Below are 17,659 nucleotides of genomic sequence, written 5' to 3' on the forward strand. Positions count from 1 at the left end.
GACACCCCGACTTGACTTGAGTCACAATTCATTATTACCTAATGATCGTTCGGTAAATAATTCCTGCAGGGGTGCCCATGAGCGAAACACAAGTCGAAAAGTCCCTCCCCCACGCCATCCTGGCCAATGACTACGCCACCGAATGGATGGGCATTGAAGTGCTGCAGCTGGGGGACGGCACCGCCACCATCACCATGCAACTGCGCAAGGAGATGCTCAACGGTTTCGGCATCGCCCACGGCGGGATGGTCTTCGCCCTGGCCGATACGGCCTTCGCCCTGAGCTGCAACCCGGCCGAGGGCAGCGACAAAACCATCACGGTGGCCTCCGGGGTGGACATCAACTTCCTCAAGCCAGGCATTCCCGGACGCACGCTGACCGCCCACGGACAGCGGGTCGCCCAACAGGGCCGCAGCGGCGTGTACGACATCCGAGTCACCCAGGACACCCCGCAGGGAGACGAGGAACTGCTGGCCGTCTTCCGCGGCCGCTCGCGCACCATCCCCAAGCCGGCCTGACACCGCTCCCGACCAGGCCCCGGGGCGTCCCACCAGAAGGCGGCGCAGCAAAAGCCCGGGCAGCCTGGCTCCCCCGCACCGGTCCGCCGGTGCGCACGGCCCCACCACATCACGAACGAAAGATTTGAGCATGACCCAGAACCCCGAACGCGAAGAGCTACCCAACCCGCTGGATCCCGAGGAACTGATGAGCCGGGATGAGATCGAATCGATCCAGCTCACCCGGTTGCAGGAAACCATCGCCTACGCCTACCAGAATGTTCCGTACTACCGCCAGAAGTACGACGCGGCCGGTGTGCACCCGGGGGACATGAAGGAATTGTCCGACCTGGCCAAGTTCCCCTTCACCGAGAAGGAGGACCTGCGCAAGTCCTACCCGTTCGGGATGTTCGCGGTACCCCAGCACCAGATCGCCCGCCTGCACGCCTCCTCGGGCACCACCGGGCGGGCCACCGTGGTCGGCTACACCCAGAAGGACCTGGATGACTGGGCCCGACTCGGGGCCCGCTGCCTGCGCCTGTCCGGGGTCAAGCCGGGCTGGAAGGTGCACAACGCCTACGGCTACGGCCTGTTCACCGGCGGGCTGGGCGCCCACGCGGCGGCCGAGAAGCTGGGCACCACGGTCATCCCGATGTCCGGGGGCCAGACCGAAAAGCAGATTACCCTGATCCACGACTTCCAGCCCGACGCCATCCTGTGCACCCCCACCTACCTGCTGACCATTGGCGATGCGATGCAGCGCATGGGCCTGGATCCGCGCGGCACCTCGCTGAAGGTGGCGGTGCTTGGCGCCGAGCCGTGGACCGAGGAGATGCGCCACGAGCTGGAGGAGATGTTCGGGCTGGACGCCTGCGACATCTATGGCCTCAGTGAGGTCATGGGTCCGGGAGTGGCCGGGGAATCCAATGAGCTCAAGGACGGCAGCCACATCTGGGAGGACTACTTCCGCCCGGAGATCCTGGACGCCTACGACGAAACCAAGGTGCTGCCCGACGGGCAGCACGGCGAACTGGTGTTCACCTCGCTGACCAAGCAGGCGCTGCCGATCATCCGCTACCGCACCCATGACCTGACCCGGCTGCTGCCCGGCACCGCCCGGCCCGGGCACCGCCGCATGGGCCGGATCACCGGGCGCAGCGATGACATGATCATCCTGCGCGGGGTGAACCTGTTCCCCAGCCAGATCGAGGAACTGATCCTGAAGGTCCCGGCCCTCTCCCCGCATTTCCAGCTGGTGCTCACCCGCCCCGGACGCATGGACCAGCTGGCGGTCAAGGTCGAGCGCCGCAGTGACGCGACCGCCCACGAGGTCTCCACCGCCGGGCAGGAACTGGCCTCGCTGATCAAGATCCACATTGGCTCCAGCTGCGCCATCGAGGTCGTTGAGCCCGAGACCCTGGAGCGCTCCATGGGCAAGCTCAAGCGCATCTACGACATGCGCAACCTGTAGCGTTCGCATCCGCCACCCGGCGGGTACGGCCACAACGGGGTGTGGGGGCAAACCGGTGTTTGCGCCCACACTCCGTTTTTGTCTTCCGTAATGGGATAATCGAGGAATCATGTCTGAAACCGAAACAGTTAACGTCTCCGCCCGTCGGGGCCGGCCCGGCTACGACCAGGACTCCGTGCTGGCGATCGCGGTGGAGCTTTTCAACCTCCACGGCTATGACGCCACCAGCATGGGCAAGCTCGCCGACCGGCTGGGGATCAGCAAGTCCGCGATTTACCATCACGTGCCCTCCAAGGAGGACCTGCTGCGCCTGGCCCTGGATGAGGCCCTGATCCCGCTGGAGGCGGTGGTCGAGGACGAGCACACCCACGGGCGCAGCGCCGACGAGCGCCTGGAATACTTCCTGCGCGCCACCGTGCGGATCCTGGTTGCCAAGCGCTCCTACGTCACCCTGCTGCTGCGCCTGCGCGGCAACACCGCCCTGGAACGCGCTGCCCTGGAGCGCCGCCGCGCGGTGGACCGCAAGCTGGCAGAACTGGTGACCCTGGCCCAGCAGGAAGGCTCCCTGCGCCAGGACCTGGAGCCACGCACCACCGCCCGCCTGCTGTTCGGCATGATCAACTCGGTCGTCGACTGGTACCGGGAGGATGGTGTGATCACCGCCGCAGGCCTGGAGCAGCACGCGATTTCCATGGTGTTTGACGGGCTGCACGTCCAGCGCCCCTAGCGCCCCGGGGTGCCAGCTCCCGGGTGGCCGGCTGAGATTGCTTCACAGGTTTCAGATATAGCATCGTGAAGGTGCATGGTGATGCGCTGGGCCCGGTCCCGGACCGGGTGATCCTCCCTGCCCCGCCGGCAGGCAGCGCCCGCCGACCCCTATCATTGCCTAACTAGCTAAGTAGTGTCGTGGAAGAACTATTCTTTAATCTTTTCTCGCAGCTGCCGGGCACCCAGTCCGGGACCCAGGTTGCCCTGTTTTCGCTCAGCGCCCTGCTCTCGGTGATTGCCTGCCTGCTGCTGGCGCACCGCAACGACCTGGGCTGGTGGGCACAGATGCTCTCGGTCTTCGCCGGGCCGCTAGTCATTGCCCTGCAGTACGACCTGAAGCTGCTGATCTACGCGCTGCCCTACTTCATCCTCGCGGCCTTCGGCCTGTGGCGCTTCTCCCGCTATGAATTCCAGGGAAAGTTCACCCGGAAGGTCACCCTGGGCACGTTTGGTCCCGGCGCCTGGGCGCTGAGCGTCATCCTGGTGGCGGTGCTCACCGCGCTGCACCTGGGTGAGATGCTCACCAGCGGTTTTGCCTTTACCGCCGGCACCTCGGTGATCTGGGTCAGTTTCCTGTCCGAGGCGCTGGTGATCACCTCCTTCGTCCTGATCGCCTGCGGCTGGCGTCCGGGCTGGCTGCTCATGGCCCTTGGCTCGCTGGCGTACGTGGTGGCGATCTTCAGCAACAACCCGGCCCTGGCCCTGCTGGGCACCTGGGTGTTCATGGTCCTGGCCTCGCTCTACGGCTGGTGGGCATGGCGTAAGCTGCCGCGGCGCACCGACGCTGCCGCCGAGGCCGCACTGGAGACCCAACCCTAGCCGTTAGCGCCCAGGGAAAGAACTCCCCGTCGGAACCTGCTGCCCCTTGGGGGCGGCGGTTCTGGCGGGGAGTTCTTTGCATCAGCTCGTTGCGGATTCACCGCACCGCGGGAGACCAAAGCCCAGCGGCCCGCCGCCGGCGCATGATGTGCCGGCGGCGGGCCGCTGGGTGGCTGCCCCAGTTGGGCAGCCGGACTGGGGAACTAGTCGGTCCAGTTGGCGTAGATGGAATTCTGCTTTTCGACCAGGGTCAGCACATCGTAGGTGGCCACGATCTCGTCATTCTGGTTGTGCAGCACCGCATCCCAGGCCACTTCCCCGTACTCGTCGGTGACGCGCGGGGTGATCCTCTTGGCGGTCAGGGTCACCCGAATCGAGTCCCCCGCCCCCACCGGGGTGATGAAGCGCAGGTTCTCCAACCCGTAGTTGGCCAGCACCGGCCCCGGCGCCGGTTCCACGAACAGTCCCGCGGCCCAGGAGACCAGCAGGTAGCCGTGGGCCACGATGCCCGGGAAGAACGGGTTGGCTTCGGCGGCCTTCTGGTTGGTGTGCGCGTAGAAGGTGTCCCCGGTTTCATTGGCGAAAGCGGTGATCTCCGCCAAGGTCACCTCCCGCAGGTCCGAGGCCAGCGCGTCGCCGATGCGCAGCTCGGCCAGCGACTTGCGGAACGGGTGCACATTGCCCGGCTGCGCCCCATACTTGGCGCTGCCGGCGATCTGCCGGTCCGCCCCCGTGTGCCAGACCCCGGTCAGCGCGGTCAGCATGTTCGGCGAGCCCTGCACGGCGGTGCGCTGCATGTGGTGCATCACCGAGCGGATGCCGCCCAGCTCCTCGCCGCCGCCGGCGCGTCCCGGCCCACCGTGGACCAGGTGCGGCACCGGGGATCCGTGTCCGGTGGAGGTGCGGGCGGTTTCCCGGTTCAGGATGTGCACGCGCCCGTGGTGGGCGGCGATGCCCAGGGTCAGGGCACGCATCGCCTCGGGGTCATTGGTGCACACCGTGGCCACCAGGGAGCCGGCGCCCTGCGCGGCCAGCTCCACCGCCTCATCCAGGCTGCGGTACCCGACCACGGAGGAGACCGGGCCGAACGCCTCACGCGAGTGCAGGATCGGGTTGGCCGGATCGGACCAGCGCAGCACCACCGGGGCCATGAACGCCCCGTCCTGGGCGATCTCGGTGCGTTCGCCGCTGGTGCGCACCCGCGGGGCATCCAGCGAGCCGTAGGCCAGTTCGCCGCCGGCGTCCAGCATGTCCTGCACCGCCTGGCGCACGTCGCGCAGCTGGTCCAGGGAGGCCAGCGCGCCCATGGTCACGCCCTCCACGCGTGGATCGCCGATCACGGTGCGGGCCTCGATGCGCTCGCCGACGGCCTTGATGACGGCGTCAACCAGCTGCTCGGGCACGATGCTGCGTCGGATGGCGGTGCACTTCTGCCCGGCCTTGCTGGTCATCTCGCTGACTACGGCCTTGACGAAGGCGTTGAACTCCTCGGTGCCCTCGACCGCGTCCGGGCCGAGGATTGCGGCGTTCAGCGAGTCGGTTTCCGAGGTGAACTTCACCCCGCCATCCACCACGTTGCGGTGGGCCTTGAGCTTGTTGGCGGTCGCCGCCGACCCGGTGAAGGCCACCATGTCCCGGTAGTCCATGTGGTCCAGCAGATCCCGGGCCGAACCGGAAAGCAGCTGCAGCGAGCCGTCGGGCAGGAGTCCGGAGTCCAGCATCATGCGCACCACGGCCTCGGAGAGGTAACCGGTGGGGCTGGCGGGCTTGACTATGGTCGGGACCCCGGCGATGAAGGCCGGGGCGAACTTTTCCAGCATTCCCCAGACCGGGAAGTTGAACGCGTTGATCTGCACGGTCACCCCGGCCATGGGGGTGAAGATGTGGGTGCCGATGAAGGACCCGTCCTTGCTCAGCGGCTCGGTGGGCCCATCCAGGATCACATTGGAGTTGGGCAGTTCACGCCGCCCCTTGGAGGAGAAGGTGAACAGCACCCCGATGCCGCCATCGATGTCGACCATCGAATCGATCTTCGTGGCACCGGTGCGGTAGGAGATCTCGTAGAGCTCTTCGCGGCGCTCGTTCAGGTAGAGCGCCAATTCCTTGAGCTTCAGGGCGCGCTGGTGCAGCGAGAGACCGGACAGTTCACGCTGTCCCACGGTGCGTCCGTAGTCCAGTGCGCCGGCCACGTCCAGCGCTCGGGCGCTGACGGTGGCAACGGGCTGGCCGGTGTTCGCATCGAGCACCTGCGTGCCGCCCTCGGCCTGCGGGCTGATCCATTCTCCGGCGATGAAACTAGGCACCACAGTGGCTTGGGCAGTCGACATCGACACAATTCCTTCCTGAACGATCGGTCAGTATTAGGATTAAGAGTAACAGTATTGCGTGATAGCCAACACTTTGAAAGGTCCGCCATGTCACAGAATGCGCCCCGCGCCACCCCTGCGCCCGGCTCGCCCCAACCCGAGGCGCTGGAGCCCTGGACGATCGAACTGGGCGAGCTGGATCAGAAGATGGGCGTGCGGATCATCGAGGAATCCGTGCAGCGCGTCGTGGCGCGCATGCCGGTGGCCGGCAACACCCAGTCCTTCGGCCTGCTGCACGGCGGGGCCTCGCTGGCCGTGGGCGAGGCGGTGGGCTCCTGGGCCGCCGTGAAGTTCGCCTCGACCTTCGGCAAGGTGGTGGTCGGCGTGGATGTCAATGCCACCCATCACCGCTCGGCCACCGGCGGCGAGGTGACCATCACCGCCACCCCGATCAAGCTGGGGCGGCGGCTCACCAGCCACGAGGTCATCATCACCGATGACCAGGACCGCCGGATCTGCACCCTGCGCATCACCAACCTGGTGGTGGACAGGCCCGCCCACTAGACGCCTCTCGCCAATGGCCGGGGCGCCGGCGGCGGTTAGCGGCCAGGACGGGAGTCCGCCTGGGCCTGCGACACCACCTGGCGCAGCCGCTGCACCGTGGCTTCGGACAGGCCCAGGCGGAGCAGGAACTCCTGCGGATCACCCACCCAGCGCATGAACTCCTTGAGCGCGGAAGCCCGGCTGGCGAGGATCGGAGTAAGTTTTCCGTCGGGCAGGTGGCTTTCGTGCGGGTGGCGGTACCCGCTGACCCGGTGCCATTCATTGATGCCGCGGGTCGCCAGGGCGTCCTGCTCCAACACCTCATCGCCACGCCCGGCCAGGGCCAGCAGCAGGCTGGCCACCAATCCGGTGCGGTCCCGGCCCGCCGAGCAGTGCAACACCACCCCACCCTCGCCCGCGGCAAGCTCGGTGAAGACCTCCCGCAGCCGGTGGGGAAACTCCTCGCACACCAGGCGATACATCGACGGGTGGTTCATGTACGGAACGGCCACGGCCGCGAACCGCTCATTACCGGCATCCTCCAGGGGCAGGTTGACCACCCGGATGCCCTCCAGCGCATCGGGACGCACCCGCGGGTCCAGTGCCCGGGCCTTGTTTTCCCCGGGATTGCGCAGATCCAGCACCCGCCGCACGCCGGACTCCCGCAGCTGCCGCCAGCCGGCCTCGGTCAGCCATTCGCGCCGGCCCATCCGGTAGACCGAGCCGGCAATGCGCCGGGCATTGACCGATCCATCCCACGTCACATCCCCGGCGCCGCGCCGGTAGGTCCCTGGTTCCATCATGCTCCCATTGCACCACAACGCCGCCTCAGGCTACGCTATGAACTGATTGAGTTTCATCAATCGGTATTTGTTCCAAGGAGGGATCCCGATGGCTGTTCTGACTTCACCCCATGCCCCATCCCGTCTTTCCAAGGACCGATTGTGTATCACTCTTCTGCCACAAACCGATTAGACCCCACCGCCGAACCTTTTGAACCCACCCGCCGCCGGCAGTGGCGCTGGGATGAATCCGGCCCGGAACCGCTGCCCGCCAGCCAACGCCACTCCACCTGGACCGGCATTGAGAAGGGTGCGCGCGGCCCGCGCCCGTATCCTTCCTGGCTGATCGAGGAGGCGGCCGCCATCGACACCGAGCTGGGCTTGATCAAGTCCGGCAAGGAGGCCGAGGTGCATCTGCTGGAACGCGCCACCGAGCAGCGGCGGGTCCTGCTGGCCGCCAAACGCTACCGCGCCAGCGAACACCGGCAGTTCACCCGCTCCCAGGCCTACAGCGAGGGCCGCGCCGCACGGCGTTCACGGGATAACCGCGCGGTAAGCAACAATTCCAGCTACGGCCGCCAGGTCGCCGCCGGACAATGGGCCGCCGCCGAATTCCACTACCTCACCCTTTGCCACCAGGCCGGGATCCCGGTTCCCTACCCGGTGCAGATCGATGGGACCGAGCTGCTGTTGGAATTCATCAGCGACCCGCAACACCCGCAGCTGGCGGCCCCGCGCCTGCAGCAGCTGCGCCGGGAGGATGAGCGGCTGCCGCAGCTGTGGGACCAAGCCGTGCGGATCCTGGAGGGGTTCGCGGCGGCCGGCCTGGCCCATGGGGACCTATCGGCCTACAACCTCCTGGTCGCCGGCCGGCGCCTGGTGGTGATCGACGTGCCGCAGTGCGTGGATTTGGCCGGCAACGCCAATGGCCTGGATTACCTGCACCGGGACTGCGTGAATCTGTGCGCCTGGTTCGCCTCGAAGAACCTGGAGCGTGATCCGGACGCGCTGTTCACCAGCCTGCTGGCGGTGATGTTCAGCTAAATCCGGCTCGCGGGCACCGGTTAAGCGCCGCAGGGGCGTGCCGCCGTAGGCAGCACGCCCCTGGTGGACCGTTTCCGGTGTCCTGGGCTCTTCTAGTCCTGGGACCAGTCGTAGAACCCCTGGCCGCTCTTGCGTCCCAGCTTGCCCTCGGCCACCAGCTCACGCAGGATCTGCGGCGGCTCGAAGCGCTCCCCCAGTTCCTGATGCAGGTATTCGGCAATACCCAGGCGCACGTCCAGGCCGACAATGTCGGTGGTCTTCAGCGGCCCGGTCGGGTGCTTGTACCCCAGCACCATGGCGTTGTCGATGTCCTCGGCGCTGGCCACGCCCTCCTGGACCATGCGCATCGCCTCCAGGGCGATGGCCACTCCCAGGCGGGAGGAGGCGAAGCCGGGGGCGTCATTGACCACCACTGCGGTCTTGCCCAGCGCGGCAACCCAGCCGCGGGCCTGGTCCACCAGTTCGGCGTCGGTCTGCTTGCCGATCACCACCTCGATCAGCGTCGAGGCCGGGACCGGGTTGAAGAAGTGCAGGCCCAGGAAGCGGGAGGGGCGGGACAGCTCTCCGGCCAGCCCGGAGACCGAAAGGCTGGAGGTGTTCGAGGCCAGCACCGCCGTGGGTGCCAGGACCTTTTCCACACCCTGCAGCGAGGAAACCTTCAGGTCCCAGATTTCCGGGACGGCCTCGACCACCAGCTGGCAGTCGGCAAACTGCTGGTAGTCGGTGCCCACGCTCAGCCGGGCCCCGAGCTGCTCACGGGTCTCGGACAGGGTGCCGCGGGCCAGGGACTTGTCCACCGAACCCATGACGCGTTCGCGGGCGGCGGCCGCCGAGGCCTCGTCGCGTTCAATGACGCGCACCTGGGCGCCGCTGATCAAAAATGCATGGGCGATGCCGGCGCCCATGCGCCCGCCGCCCAGCACGCCTACTGTTGCCGGAAGGGAATTGCTCATCGTCGCCTACTTCTTCTTTCGATCCAAAAACGCCTGCATGCGGTCAAACTTGGCCTGGGACTCAAAGAGCATCCCCTGGGCCAGGGTGTCGATCACCGGGTGCACCTCACGCGGGGTGTGGAACACGGCCTTGGTGATCCGCACCGCCAACGGGTCCTGGGCGCAAATCCTGTCGGCGAGCGCGTCCGCCGCGGCCTGCAGCTGCTGCGGGGCATGCAGTTCGGTGATCAGCCCGGCCTGCAGGCACTGGCTGCCGGTGAGCACCTTGCCGGCCAGCAGGATCTCCTTGGCCATCGGTTCACCTACCAGTTCCTTCAGCCGCCAGGTGGCCCCGGCGGCGGCCATGATTCCCAGGTTGGTTTCCGGGTTGCCCATGCGCAGCGCCTCGGTGCCGATGCGGAAGTCCGCCGCGTAGGCCAATTCCGCTCCCCCGCCCAGGGCGTAGCCATCCAGTGCCGCGATGACCGGCATCGGCAGCTTGGCGATCCGGTCAAAGATGGTGGAGTTGATCCCGGCCAGCGCATCATCACGCCGGCGTTCGCGCAGCTGGGCGATGTCTGCTCCGGAGGCGAAGATTCCCTTGACGCCCTTGGGGTGCTCTTCGCTGGGTTCCTGGCCGGGGGTACCGGCCAGGATCAGCACCTTCGGGGTGGCCTCCAGGTGGCTGCACACCGCGTGCAGCTCATCGACCATCACCTGGTCGATGGCGTTGCGCACCTTGGGTCGGTGCAGGCGCACCCACAGCCGGTCCTCGCGCTCGCTGATCTGTAAGGTGGTGAAGTCTGTGGCATTCAGGCTCACTGGGACTAGACCCCCTCAACCAAAAGCGCGGTGCCCTGTCCCACGCCCACGCACATCGTGGCCACGCCAAGCTTGCGCCCGGTTCCGCTCAGTTCGCGTTCCATGCGTCCCAGCAGGGTGATCACGATGCGCGAACCGCTGGAACCCAGCGGGTGGCCCAGGGCGATGGCCCCGCCGTCGTTGTTCACGATTCCGGCGTCCACGCCCAGTTCGCGCATGCTGGCCAGGGACTGGGAGGCGAAGGCCTCGTTGATTTCCATGGCTCCCAGCTCATCGATGCCGATTCCGGCGCGCTCGAGCACCTTGTTGGTGGCCGGCACCGGGCCCATGCCCATGATTTGTGGGGCCAGGCCGGCGGCCTGGCCGTCGATGATGCGGGCGCGCGGGGTCAGCCCGAAGCGTTCGATGGCCCGTTCGGAGACGACCAGGATCGCCGAGGCGCCGTCGTTCAGGGAGGAGGCGTTGCCGGCGGTGACCACGCTGCCGCCCTTGACCACCGGACGCAGCCCGGCCAGCGCGTCCAGGGAGGTTTCGGGGCGGGGGCCTTCGTCGGTGTCCACCACGTGTTCGCCCTTACGGGTCTTGACGCTCACCGGCACGATTTCCTCGGCAAAGCGCCCGGCCTGGATCGCGGCGATGGCCTTCTGGTGGGACTGGTAGGCGAATTCGTCGCAGTCCTCGCGGGAGATGTTGTAGACCCGGGCCACTTCCTCGGCCGTCTCGGGCATGGAGTACGTGGCCTTGCCCTCGCGGGCCAGTTCCCCGGAGAGGAACCGCGGGTTGGTAAAGCGCCAGCCGATGGAGGTGTCGAAGGTGGCGCCGGGCTTGGCGAAGGCCTTGGTCGGCTTTTCCATGACCCACGGGGCGCGGGACATTGATTCCACCCCGCCGGCGACGACGATGTCCGCCGCACCGGCCTTGATCATGTGGCTGGCCATGGTGATGGCACTCATGCCCGAGGCGCACAGCCGATTGACGGTGATGCCCGGTACGGTATCCGGGTACCCGGCCAGCAGCCAGGCCATGCGGGCCACGTTGCGGTTTTCCTCCCCGGCACCGTTGGCGTTGCCGTAGATGACCTCATCCACGGCCGAGGGGTCGATCCCGGCCTGTTCGATGACGCTGCGAATCGTCAGCGCCGCCATGTCATCCGGACGCACCGAACTCAGCGCCCCTCCGTAGCGGCCCACGGGCGTGCGCGCGCCACCGACCAAAAATGCCTCGGTCATGAAAACTCCTTTGTCTGCTGGCCCGATGCGCCCCGCCCGCCGTGCGGGCCGGACGCTGGGAATGCCGGACCGGACAGGGGCGGGAAACGCCCCTGAATACTTACCGACCATTCGTTCACTATTAGAATCCCATTGTGCCAATGTGGTGGTCAAGAACGCGAATGTGAACCAAGCAACAGTATAGGGCTAGTTAGTGAGGTCAGACGGGGTTTATCCGAATCCACAGGCAAAGAATTCCATGTCAAAGCCTTGATATCTTCCGCAACGCCAAGTAGTCTCTTCTGCTTGACCGACTCTGGACCTGATTCCAGATCGTGGACCGTTACCAAGGCCGTGCCGCGGGCACCGGTTTTGGGCATCCGGTCGACGGAAAGCTGAACGACGACGGAGCAGTAATGCCACCGGTAAGCAGCCAACCAGATAACTCCGATAATTCACCACATTTCACTCCCGATCTGGACCTGGACATTGGCCCAGACATGAACACTGCCGCCGGGCGCAGCGAGATCCGCAAGGCCACGGCCGCATCGGCGATGGGTAACCTGACCGAGTGGTTCGACTACGGCATCTACGCCGTGGCGGTCACCTACATTACTGCCCACTTCTTCCCCTCCGAGGGCGGCACCCTGATGGCCCTGGCCACCTTCGCCCTCTCCTTCCTGGTGCGCCCGCTGGGCGGGCTGGTGTGGGGCCCGCTGGGCGACAAGCTGGGCCGCAAGAAAATCCTGGCCCTGACCATCCTGATGATGTCCGGGGCAACCTTCCTGATCGGTGCGCTGCCGACCTTCCAGCAGGTGGGCGTGCTGGCACCGGTCCTGCTGGTGCTGCTGCGCATGATCCAGGGATTCTCCACCGGCGGCGAGTACGGCGGGGCGGCGACCTTCATGGCCGAATACGCCCCGGACCGCAAGCGCGGCTTCTTCGGCTCCTTCCTGGAATTCGGCACCCTGGGCGGCTTCGCCCTGGGTACTGCCGTGATGCTGGGCATGCAGCTGCTGCTGTCCGAGGACGCCATGATGGCATGGGGCTGGCGCATCCCGTTCTTCCTGGCCCTGCCCATGGGCCTGGTCGGGCTGTACCTGCGTAACAAGATCGAGGACACCCCGGTATTCCAGGAGCTGGAGGAGGCCGGCGAGGTCGAGCAGGGCAGCTCGCTGAAGGAACTGGTCAGCGAATACTGGCGCCCCATGCTGGTGATGACCGGCCTGGTCATCGCGCTGAACGTGGTCAACTACACCCTGCTGACCTACATGCCCACCTACCTGGAACAGCAGCTGGGGCTGAGCTCCAACGCCTCGCTGGCGGTCATCCTGATTGGTGAGGTCGCCATGATGGGCGTGATCCCGTTTGCCGGTTCCCTTTCCGACAAGGTGGGCCGCAAGCCGATGTGGTACACCTCGGTGATTGGCCTGTTCGTGTTGGCCCTGCCGATGTTCTGGCTGATGGGCCAAAGCTTCGCCTGGGCGATCGTGGCCTTCGCAGTGCTGGGCCTGCTCTACATCCCGCAGCTGGCCACCATCACCGCCACCTTCCCGGCGATGTTCCCCTCCCAGGTGCGCTTCGCCGGGTTCGCGATCACCTACAACGTGGCCACCGCCATCTTTGGCGGCACCGCGGCGATGGCCAACGAGGCGCTCATTGACGCCACCGGGTTCCTGCTGATTCCGGCGGTGTACATGATGGCCGCCTGTCTCATCGGCATGGTCGCCATCCGCTTCATGCCCGAAACCGCCGGCGCTTCGCTGCGCGGCACCGAGATCCCCGATGCCCTGGACACCGGCATCCTGGCCCAGGTGCCGCCGCGCACCGAAACCCAGGCCTAGGCGCCCACCGGGCCTCTGGCCCACTGGACGACCACGCCCCATGCAGGGCGAGCCGCGGGGTGGGAACACGACTGCTTGATCGTGTTCCCACCCCGCGGCTGTGTTGTTTGGCCCCGCCGCCCCGCACCGTGCGCGACACACGCCGAGCCCCGCGCGAGATGCCCGCGCGGCGGTGAAGGGACTAGCATGCATAGGGTGAGTAGCCATAATAATTCCGCCCTGCCCGAGCAGGTTTCCGACATCTTTGACGCCCAGCGCTGGCGTGAGGTTGAAGGGTTCGACTTCACCGACATCACCTATCACCGCCAGGTGGAGCGTGACGCCAATGCGGCGGTGGTCCGTGACCTGCCCACCGTGCGCATCGCCTTCAACCGCCCCGAGGTGCGCAACGCCTTCCGCCCGCATACCGTTGATGAGCTCTACCGGGCCATGGATCATGCGCGGATGACCAGTGACGTGGCAACGGTCCTGCTCACCGGCAACGGCCCCTCCCCCAAGGACGGCGGGCATTCCTTCTGCTCCGGCGGGGACCAGCGCATCCGCGGCCGCGACGGCTACCGCTACGCCGAAGGTGAGACCCGGGAATCCATCGACCCGGCCCGCGCCGGGCGGCTGCACATCCTTGAGGTCCAGCGCCTGATGCGCACCATGCCCAAGGTGGTCATTGCCGTGGTCAACGGCTGGGCGGCCGGTGGCGGGCATTCGCTGCACGTGGTCTCGGACCTGAGCATCGCCTCCAAGCAGCACGGCAAGTTCAAGCAGACCGACGCCACCGTGGGTTCCTTCGACGCCGGCTATGGTTCGGCGTTGCTGGCCCGCCAGGTGGGGCAGAAGGCGGCCCGCGAAATCTTCTTCCTGGCCCGCGAATACTCGGCCGAGGACATGGTGCGCATGGGCGCGGTCAACGAGGCGGTGGAGCACGAGCAGCTCGAAGAGGTGGCCCTGCAGTACGCCGCCGACATTGCCCGCCAGTCCCCGCAGGCCCTGCGCATGCTCAAGTTCGCCTTCAACCTGGCCGATGACGGGCTGGCCGGCCAACAGGTCTTCGCCGGGGAGGCGACCCGCATGGCCTACATGACCGATGAGGCGGTGGAGGGACGCGACGCCTTCCTGGGCAAACGCGAACCGAACTGGGCCGACTACCCGTACTACTTCTAGGGCCGGACCAGGCAATGCAACCGAACTCGCTGCACGAGCAGGTGCACACCGCACTGTCCCGGGCCATCAATGAAGGCGGCCCGGCCATTGAGGTGGTCGCCGACGCCGGGACGCCCGAAGGCGCCCGCGTGGAGTACCTGCAGCCCCAGCAGCTGCCGGGATTCACCGATCCGCTGCTGGTGGTGCGCACCTCCGGCTCCACCGGGCGGGCCAAGCGCACGGTGCTGTCCACCGCGGCGATGGCCGCCAGTTCGCAGGCCACCGCCGAGTTCCTGGGGCTGCAGGGCCAGTGGCTGCTGGCCCTGCCGGTGCACTACATCGCCGGGCTGAGCGTGCTGACCCGTTCCCTGTTTGCCGGCACCACCCCGGTGGCCATGGAAACGAACGGCGGGTTCAGCGCCCAGAAGTTCACCGAGGCCGCCGAGCAGCTCACCGAGGCCAACAAGCTCACCTCCCTAGTGCCCACCCAGTTGGCCCGGCTGCTGGATAACCCGGCGCCGCGCACCGTCGCGGCCCTGAAGTCCCTTGACGCGATCCTGCTCGGCGGGGCACGGGCCAGCCGTGACCTGCTCACCGCCGCCCGGCACCTGGGGCTGAAGATCTTCCAGACCTACGGGTCCTCGGAGACCGCCGGCGGGCTGGTCTACAACGGCACCGCCCTGCCCGGGGTGAGCCTGCGGGAGGAAAACGGGCGGATTCTGGTCAGCGGCCCGATGCTGGCCGACGGATATCTTGCCGATCCACAGGCCACCGCCCGGCACTTTGTGCTGCGCGAGGGCCGGCGCTGGTACCTGACCGATGACCTGGGCAGCATTGAGAACAACAAGCTGCAGATCCACGGCCGGGTGGATGACGTCATCAATACCGGTGGAATCAAGCTCTCGGCCGGGCAGGTGGAGGGGCTGCTGGATGAGTTCTTTGACCAGTGCCTGGTGGTTCCGGTGCCCGACGGGCAGTGGGGCCAGGCGGTGGGTCTGGCGTTCAGCGGCCCCAGCGACACCGCCCCGGCGTTCGAGGCGGTGCGGCGCACCTTCGGAGCCCCGGCCGTGCCCAAGCGGGTGCGCCACTACCCGCAGGGCCTGCCGCTGCTGCCCAACGGGAAGGTCAACCGCCGGCTGGTGATTGAGCAGCTCTCCGCCATGTGACCCAGCCCCATGGATTCGCGTCGAATGGGTTTTCGGGCGAAAATAGAGGGTCAGTCTTCCCTTCCCGAAAGGAATCCCCCGTGGCCTCCATCTCCCAGTGGGTTGCCGGAGCGCGTCTGCGCACCCTGCCGATCGTCATCGCCCCGGTGGTGATCGGAACGGCGGCCGCGGCCGGCGCTGCCGGTGAAGTGCACTGGGTTCGGGCCCTGCTGGCTCTGCTGGTCGGCCTGCTGCTGCAGGTCGGGGTGAACTATTCCAATGACTACTCCGACGGCATCCGCGGCACGGACGCGGACCGGGTCGGCCCGCTGCGGCTGACCGGCTCGGGGGCCGCCGAACCCCGGCAGGTGCGCAACGCGGCCTTCGGATGCTTCGGGCTGGCCGCCCTGGCCGGGCTGGTGCTGGTGATCATCTCCGCCTCCTGGCCGCTGCTGCTGGTCGGGGTGGCGGCGATTTTCGCCGCCTGGGGCTACACCGGTGGACGCAACCCCTACGGCTACCGCGGCTGGGGTGACGTGTACGTATTCATCTTCTTCGGCTTGGTGGCGACCATGGGCACCACCTACACCCAGATCGGGCGGATCACCGAAGCCTCACTGATCGGGGCGGTGGGCACCGGCCTGATCGGCACCGCCCTGCTGATGGCCAACAACGTGCGGGACATCGCCACCGACAAGCCGGCGGGCAAACTGACCCTGGCGGTGCGCCTGGGCGACCAGTTGGCCCGCATCAGCTATGTGGCCATGGTGGCGGTCGCCATCATCCTGCCGGTGCTGCTGACCACCACCTACCCGTGGATGTGGCTGATCCTGGCCACCGCATTGGCGGCCATCCGCCCGTGCTGGCTGATGCTGCGCCAGCCGGACGCGTCCCGGCTGGTCCCGGTGCTGAAGCAGACCGGGATCCTGAACCTGGCCTACGCCCTGCTGTTCACCCTGGCCATCGTGCTGCAGCTGCTGGGCTAGCAGCACCGGGCGTGACGCCCTCGGCTACTGGCCGTCGTGGCGCTGCTGTTCGTCGAAGGCGTCCTCGACGTCCTCATCGGCCCGCTGCTTCGGGGTCTTGCGGCTGCTGGTGCGGGAAAAGAGCCGCTGCACATCCGCCCCGGCGGCCAGCCGAAGCTTGTTGAAGAACAGGTAGGTGACCGCAAAGGCGATGATCAGCCCGATCAGCGCGGCAACAAAGATCGGCCAGCCCATCAGCTGCCAGAGCGCGAAGAAAACGATGAGGAAGATCCCCAGGCGGAGCACGGAGTATTTTAGAAACTGCACATAGTCCAGTCTACCGAGCAATAAGCCGAGGTATTTTTACTAGACTAGGTATATGGTCCGCTTTATTATCTTCGCAGCACTCGTCGCCGTTGCGGTAACGATCTACACCCTGATCGACTGTGCCCGCACCGACCGCCATCAGGTGCGCTCGCTTCCCAAGGCGGCGTGGCTCGTGGTGATCCTGCTGCTGCCGCTGATCGGCGCCGGACTGTGGTACGTGCTGGGTCGTCCCGGCGTCTTCTCGGCCCCGGCCGCCGCCCCGCGCAGCAACGCGCCGGATGACGACGAGGACTTCCTGCGTCAGCTTGAGGTGTGGCGCCGCCAGCAGCAGCGTGAAGCCGAACTGAACCAGCGTGAGGCGGATCTCAAGCGCAAGGAAGCCGAATCCGGTGAGGATCATACCGATCCGGAGGACCACAACCACAACGGTTCTGCGGGCAATCCGAACTCCAAGGACAACTAGTCCCCACCCCGGCGGGCTGCTCCTAGGCGCTGGCCCGGGCGCACCGCCACCCCTCGGGCATCTGCCCGGTGGCCAAGAACTCCCCCAGCCGGCGTGCCGCGGCATCCTCCAGCCCCTCATCGGCCTGCGGGTAGATGATGGGCTCTTCCTTCGCGTTGTGCTTCTCCAGCGTCTGCAGCAGCCGCTGACACAGCTGGCGGGCTTCTGCCCCGCCCCACTGCCCCTGGCGCTGATCCAGGGCGTCCAGCAGGTCCCACAGCCGCCCGTGCTCACGCTCCATCACGAACAGGGCCATATCCAGTGACCCGCCACGCAACGACGGGAAGAGGATCACCTCCTCCAGGTAAATGTGCCGCCGCAGGGCCGCCAGGGCGGCCCCCAGGGACTCCCGGGCCCGGGCACCGGTGGCTTGGCGGGCCAGGAAGTCCTCAATCCCCGAATCAATCCGGCGGTGTTCGGCCTCCAGCGCCGCCGCCAGCTGCTCTCCGCTCATGGTCGTTCCCCTTCCCGGCCCCAAGTCCGCCCACCGATAGGTGGCCAGGCCGCGTGCCTGCGGCAGCGTCGCCTGGGGCTTTCTTGTCTCCAG

18 protein-coding genes are annotated in these 17,659 nt (G+C 66.9%); 11 read left to right on the forward strand and 7 right to left on the reverse strand.

Annotation, left to right across the window (positions count from 1 at the left end; genetic code table 11):
• Window positions 1–77 precede the first annotated feature (77 nt).
• The 4 genes from paaI to GcLGCM259_RS11240 all read left to right on the forward strand — a co-directional run bounded on the left by paaI (window position 78) and on the right by GcLGCM259_RS11240 (window position 3,555).
• Window positions 78–518 carry a hydroxyphenylacetyl-CoA thioesterase PaaI gene (paaI, locus tag GcLGCM259_RS11225; RefSeq protein ID WP_054821979.1) on the forward strand — a complete coding sequence of 147 codons (441 nt, stop codon included), beginning with the start codon at window positions 78–80 and terminating at the stop codon, window positions 516–518.
• A gap of 130 nt (window positions 519–648) precedes the next feature.
• Window positions 649–1,968, forward strand: a complete 1,320-nt coding sequence (locus GcLGCM259_RS11230) for a phenylacetate--CoA ligase family protein (RefSeq protein ID WP_054821471.1) — start codon at window positions 649–651, stop codon at window positions 1,966–1,968.
• 109 nt (window positions 1,969–2,077) lie between these two features.
• Complete coding sequence (locus GcLGCM259_RS11235) at window positions 2,078–2,695, forward strand: TetR/AcrR family transcriptional regulator (RefSeq protein WP_138176982.1); 618 nt, start codon at window positions 2,078–2,080, stop codon at window positions 2,693–2,695.
• Between the two features lie 179 nt (window positions 2,696–2,874).
• Window positions 2,875–3,555, forward strand: a complete 681-nt coding sequence (locus tag GcLGCM259_RS11240) for a nicotinamide mononucleotide transporter (protein WP_138926643.1) — start codon at window positions 2,875–2,877, stop codon at window positions 3,553–3,555.
• Between the two features lie 203 nt (window positions 3,556–3,758).
• On the opposite strand, the gene paaZ is transcribed toward GcLGCM259_RS11240, so the two are convergent.
• Complete coding sequence (gene paaZ / locus GcLGCM259_RS11245) at window positions 3,759–5,882, reverse strand: phenylacetic acid degradation bifunctional protein PaaZ (protein WP_175419408.1); 2,124 nt, start codon at window positions 5,880–5,882, stop codon at window positions 3,759–3,761.
• Between the two features lie 87 nt (window positions 5,883–5,969).
• Between paaZ and GcLGCM259_RS11250 the strand changes: the two genes are divergently transcribed.
• Complete coding sequence (locus GcLGCM259_RS11250) at window positions 5,970–6,425, forward strand: hotdog fold thioesterase (RefSeq protein WP_138926645.1); 456 nt, start codon at window positions 5,970–5,972, stop codon at window positions 6,423–6,425.
• A 35-nt stretch (window positions 6,426–6,460) separates the two neighbouring features.
• Here GcLGCM259_RS11250 and GcLGCM259_RS11255 read toward each other — a convergent pair whose 3' ends face one another.
• Window positions 6,461–7,207, reverse strand: coding sequence for a tyrosine-protein phosphatase (locus GcLGCM259_RS11255; protein ID WP_246049543.1), 747 nt, complete (start codon window positions 7,205–7,207; stop codon window positions 6,461–6,463).
• Window positions 7,208–7,348: 141 nt separating this feature from the next.
• Between GcLGCM259_RS11255 and GcLGCM259_RS11260 the strand changes: the two genes are divergently transcribed.
• Window positions 7,349–8,230 carry a serine protein kinase RIO gene (locus GcLGCM259_RS11260; protein ID WP_175419409.1) on the forward strand — a complete coding sequence of 294 codons (882 nt, stop codon included), beginning with the start codon at window positions 7,349–7,351 and terminating at the stop codon, window positions 8,228–8,230.
• A gap of 92 nt (window positions 8,231–8,322) precedes the next feature.
• Here the strand turns inward: GcLGCM259_RS11260 and GcLGCM259_RS11265 are convergent, their stop codons facing one another.
• The 3 genes from GcLGCM259_RS11265 to GcLGCM259_RS11275 are packed head-to-tail and all read right to left on the reverse strand — an operon-like array spanning window position 8,323 to window position 11,213.
• Window positions 8,323–9,183, reverse strand: a complete 861-nt coding sequence (locus GcLGCM259_RS11265) for a 3-hydroxyacyl-CoA dehydrogenase family protein (RefSeq protein WP_138176970.1) — start codon at window positions 9,181–9,183, stop codon at window positions 8,323–8,325.
• Between the two features lie 6 nt (window positions 9,184–9,189).
• Window positions 9,190–9,984 (reverse strand): enoyl-CoA hydratase/isomerase family protein, encoded by a 795-nt coding sequence (locus tag GcLGCM259_RS11270; RefSeq protein WP_138926647.1) that lies wholly within the window; start codon window positions 9,982–9,984, stop codon window positions 9,190–9,192.
• 5 nt (window positions 9,985–9,989) lie between these two features.
• Window positions 9,990–11,213, reverse strand: coding sequence for a thiolase family protein (locus tag GcLGCM259_RS11275; protein ID WP_138176964.1), 1,224 nt, complete (start codon window positions 11,211–11,213; stop codon window positions 9,990–9,992).
• A gap of 479 nt (window positions 11,214–11,692) precedes the next feature.
• On the opposite strand from GcLGCM259_RS11275, the gene GcLGCM259_RS11280 reads away from it, so the two are divergent.
• The 4 genes from GcLGCM259_RS11280 (at window position 11,693) to GcLGCM259_RS11295 (ending at window position 16,304) form a co-directional block, all read left to right on the forward strand.
• Window positions 11,693–13,036: an MFS transporter gene (locus GcLGCM259_RS11280; RefSeq protein WP_246049544.1), complete on the forward strand. Its 1,344-nt coding sequence runs from the start codon at window positions 11,693–11,695 to the stop codon at window positions 13,034–13,036.
• A 186-nt stretch (window positions 13,037–13,222) separates the two neighbouring features.
• Window positions 13,223–14,194 (forward strand): 1,4-dihydroxy-2-naphthoyl-CoA synthase, encoded by a 972-nt coding sequence (locus GcLGCM259_RS11285; RefSeq protein WP_138176961.1) that lies wholly within the window; start codon window positions 13,223–13,225, stop codon window positions 14,192–14,194.
• Between the two features lie 14 nt (window positions 14,195–14,208).
• Window positions 14,209–15,339: an AMP-binding protein gene (locus GcLGCM259_RS11290; protein WP_138926648.1), complete on the forward strand. Its 1,131-nt coding sequence runs from the start codon at window positions 14,209–14,211 to the stop codon at window positions 15,337–15,339.
• Between the two features lie 80 nt (window positions 15,340–15,419).
• The gene (locus GcLGCM259_RS11295; RefSeq protein WP_138926649.1) at window positions 15,420–16,304 is read left to right on the forward strand and encodes a 1,4-dihydroxy-2-naphthoate polyprenyltransferase; all 885 of its coding nucleotides are present in this window, start codon (window positions 15,420–15,422) and stop codon (window positions 16,302–16,304) included.
• 24 nt (window positions 16,305–16,328) lie between these two features.
• Here the strand turns inward: GcLGCM259_RS11295 and GcLGCM259_RS11300 are convergent, their stop codons facing one another.
• On the reverse strand, window positions 16,329–16,610 hold the full coding sequence (locus GcLGCM259_RS11300) for a DUF4229 domain-containing protein (RefSeq protein ID WP_138176953.1): 282 nt from the start codon (window positions 16,608–16,610) through the stop codon (window positions 16,329–16,331).
• Window positions 16,611–16,662: 52 nt separating this feature from the next.
• Here GcLGCM259_RS11300 and GcLGCM259_RS11305 point away from each other — a divergent pair, with 52 nt between their 5' ends.
• A complete protein-coding gene (locus GcLGCM259_RS11305) occupies window positions 16,663–17,073 on the forward strand; it encodes a PLDc N-terminal domain-containing protein (protein ID WP_138176950.1) in 411 nt (136 codons plus the stop codon).
• A gap of 22 nt (window positions 17,074–17,095) precedes the next feature.
• Here the strand turns inward: GcLGCM259_RS11305 and GcLGCM259_RS11310 are convergent, their stop codons facing one another.
• Window positions 17,096–17,566, reverse strand: coding sequence for a hemerythrin domain-containing protein (locus tag GcLGCM259_RS11310; protein ID WP_246049545.1), 471 nt, complete (start codon window positions 17,564–17,566; stop codon window positions 17,096–17,098).
• Window positions 17,567–17,659: the final 93 nt, after the last annotated feature.

Origin of the sequence: Glutamicibacter creatinolyticus (genome assembly GCF_006094275.1) — a bacterium.
Classification (GTDB): Bacteria; Actinomycetota; Actinomycetes; order Actinomycetales; family Micrococcaceae; genus Glutamicibacter; species Glutamicibacter creatinolyticus.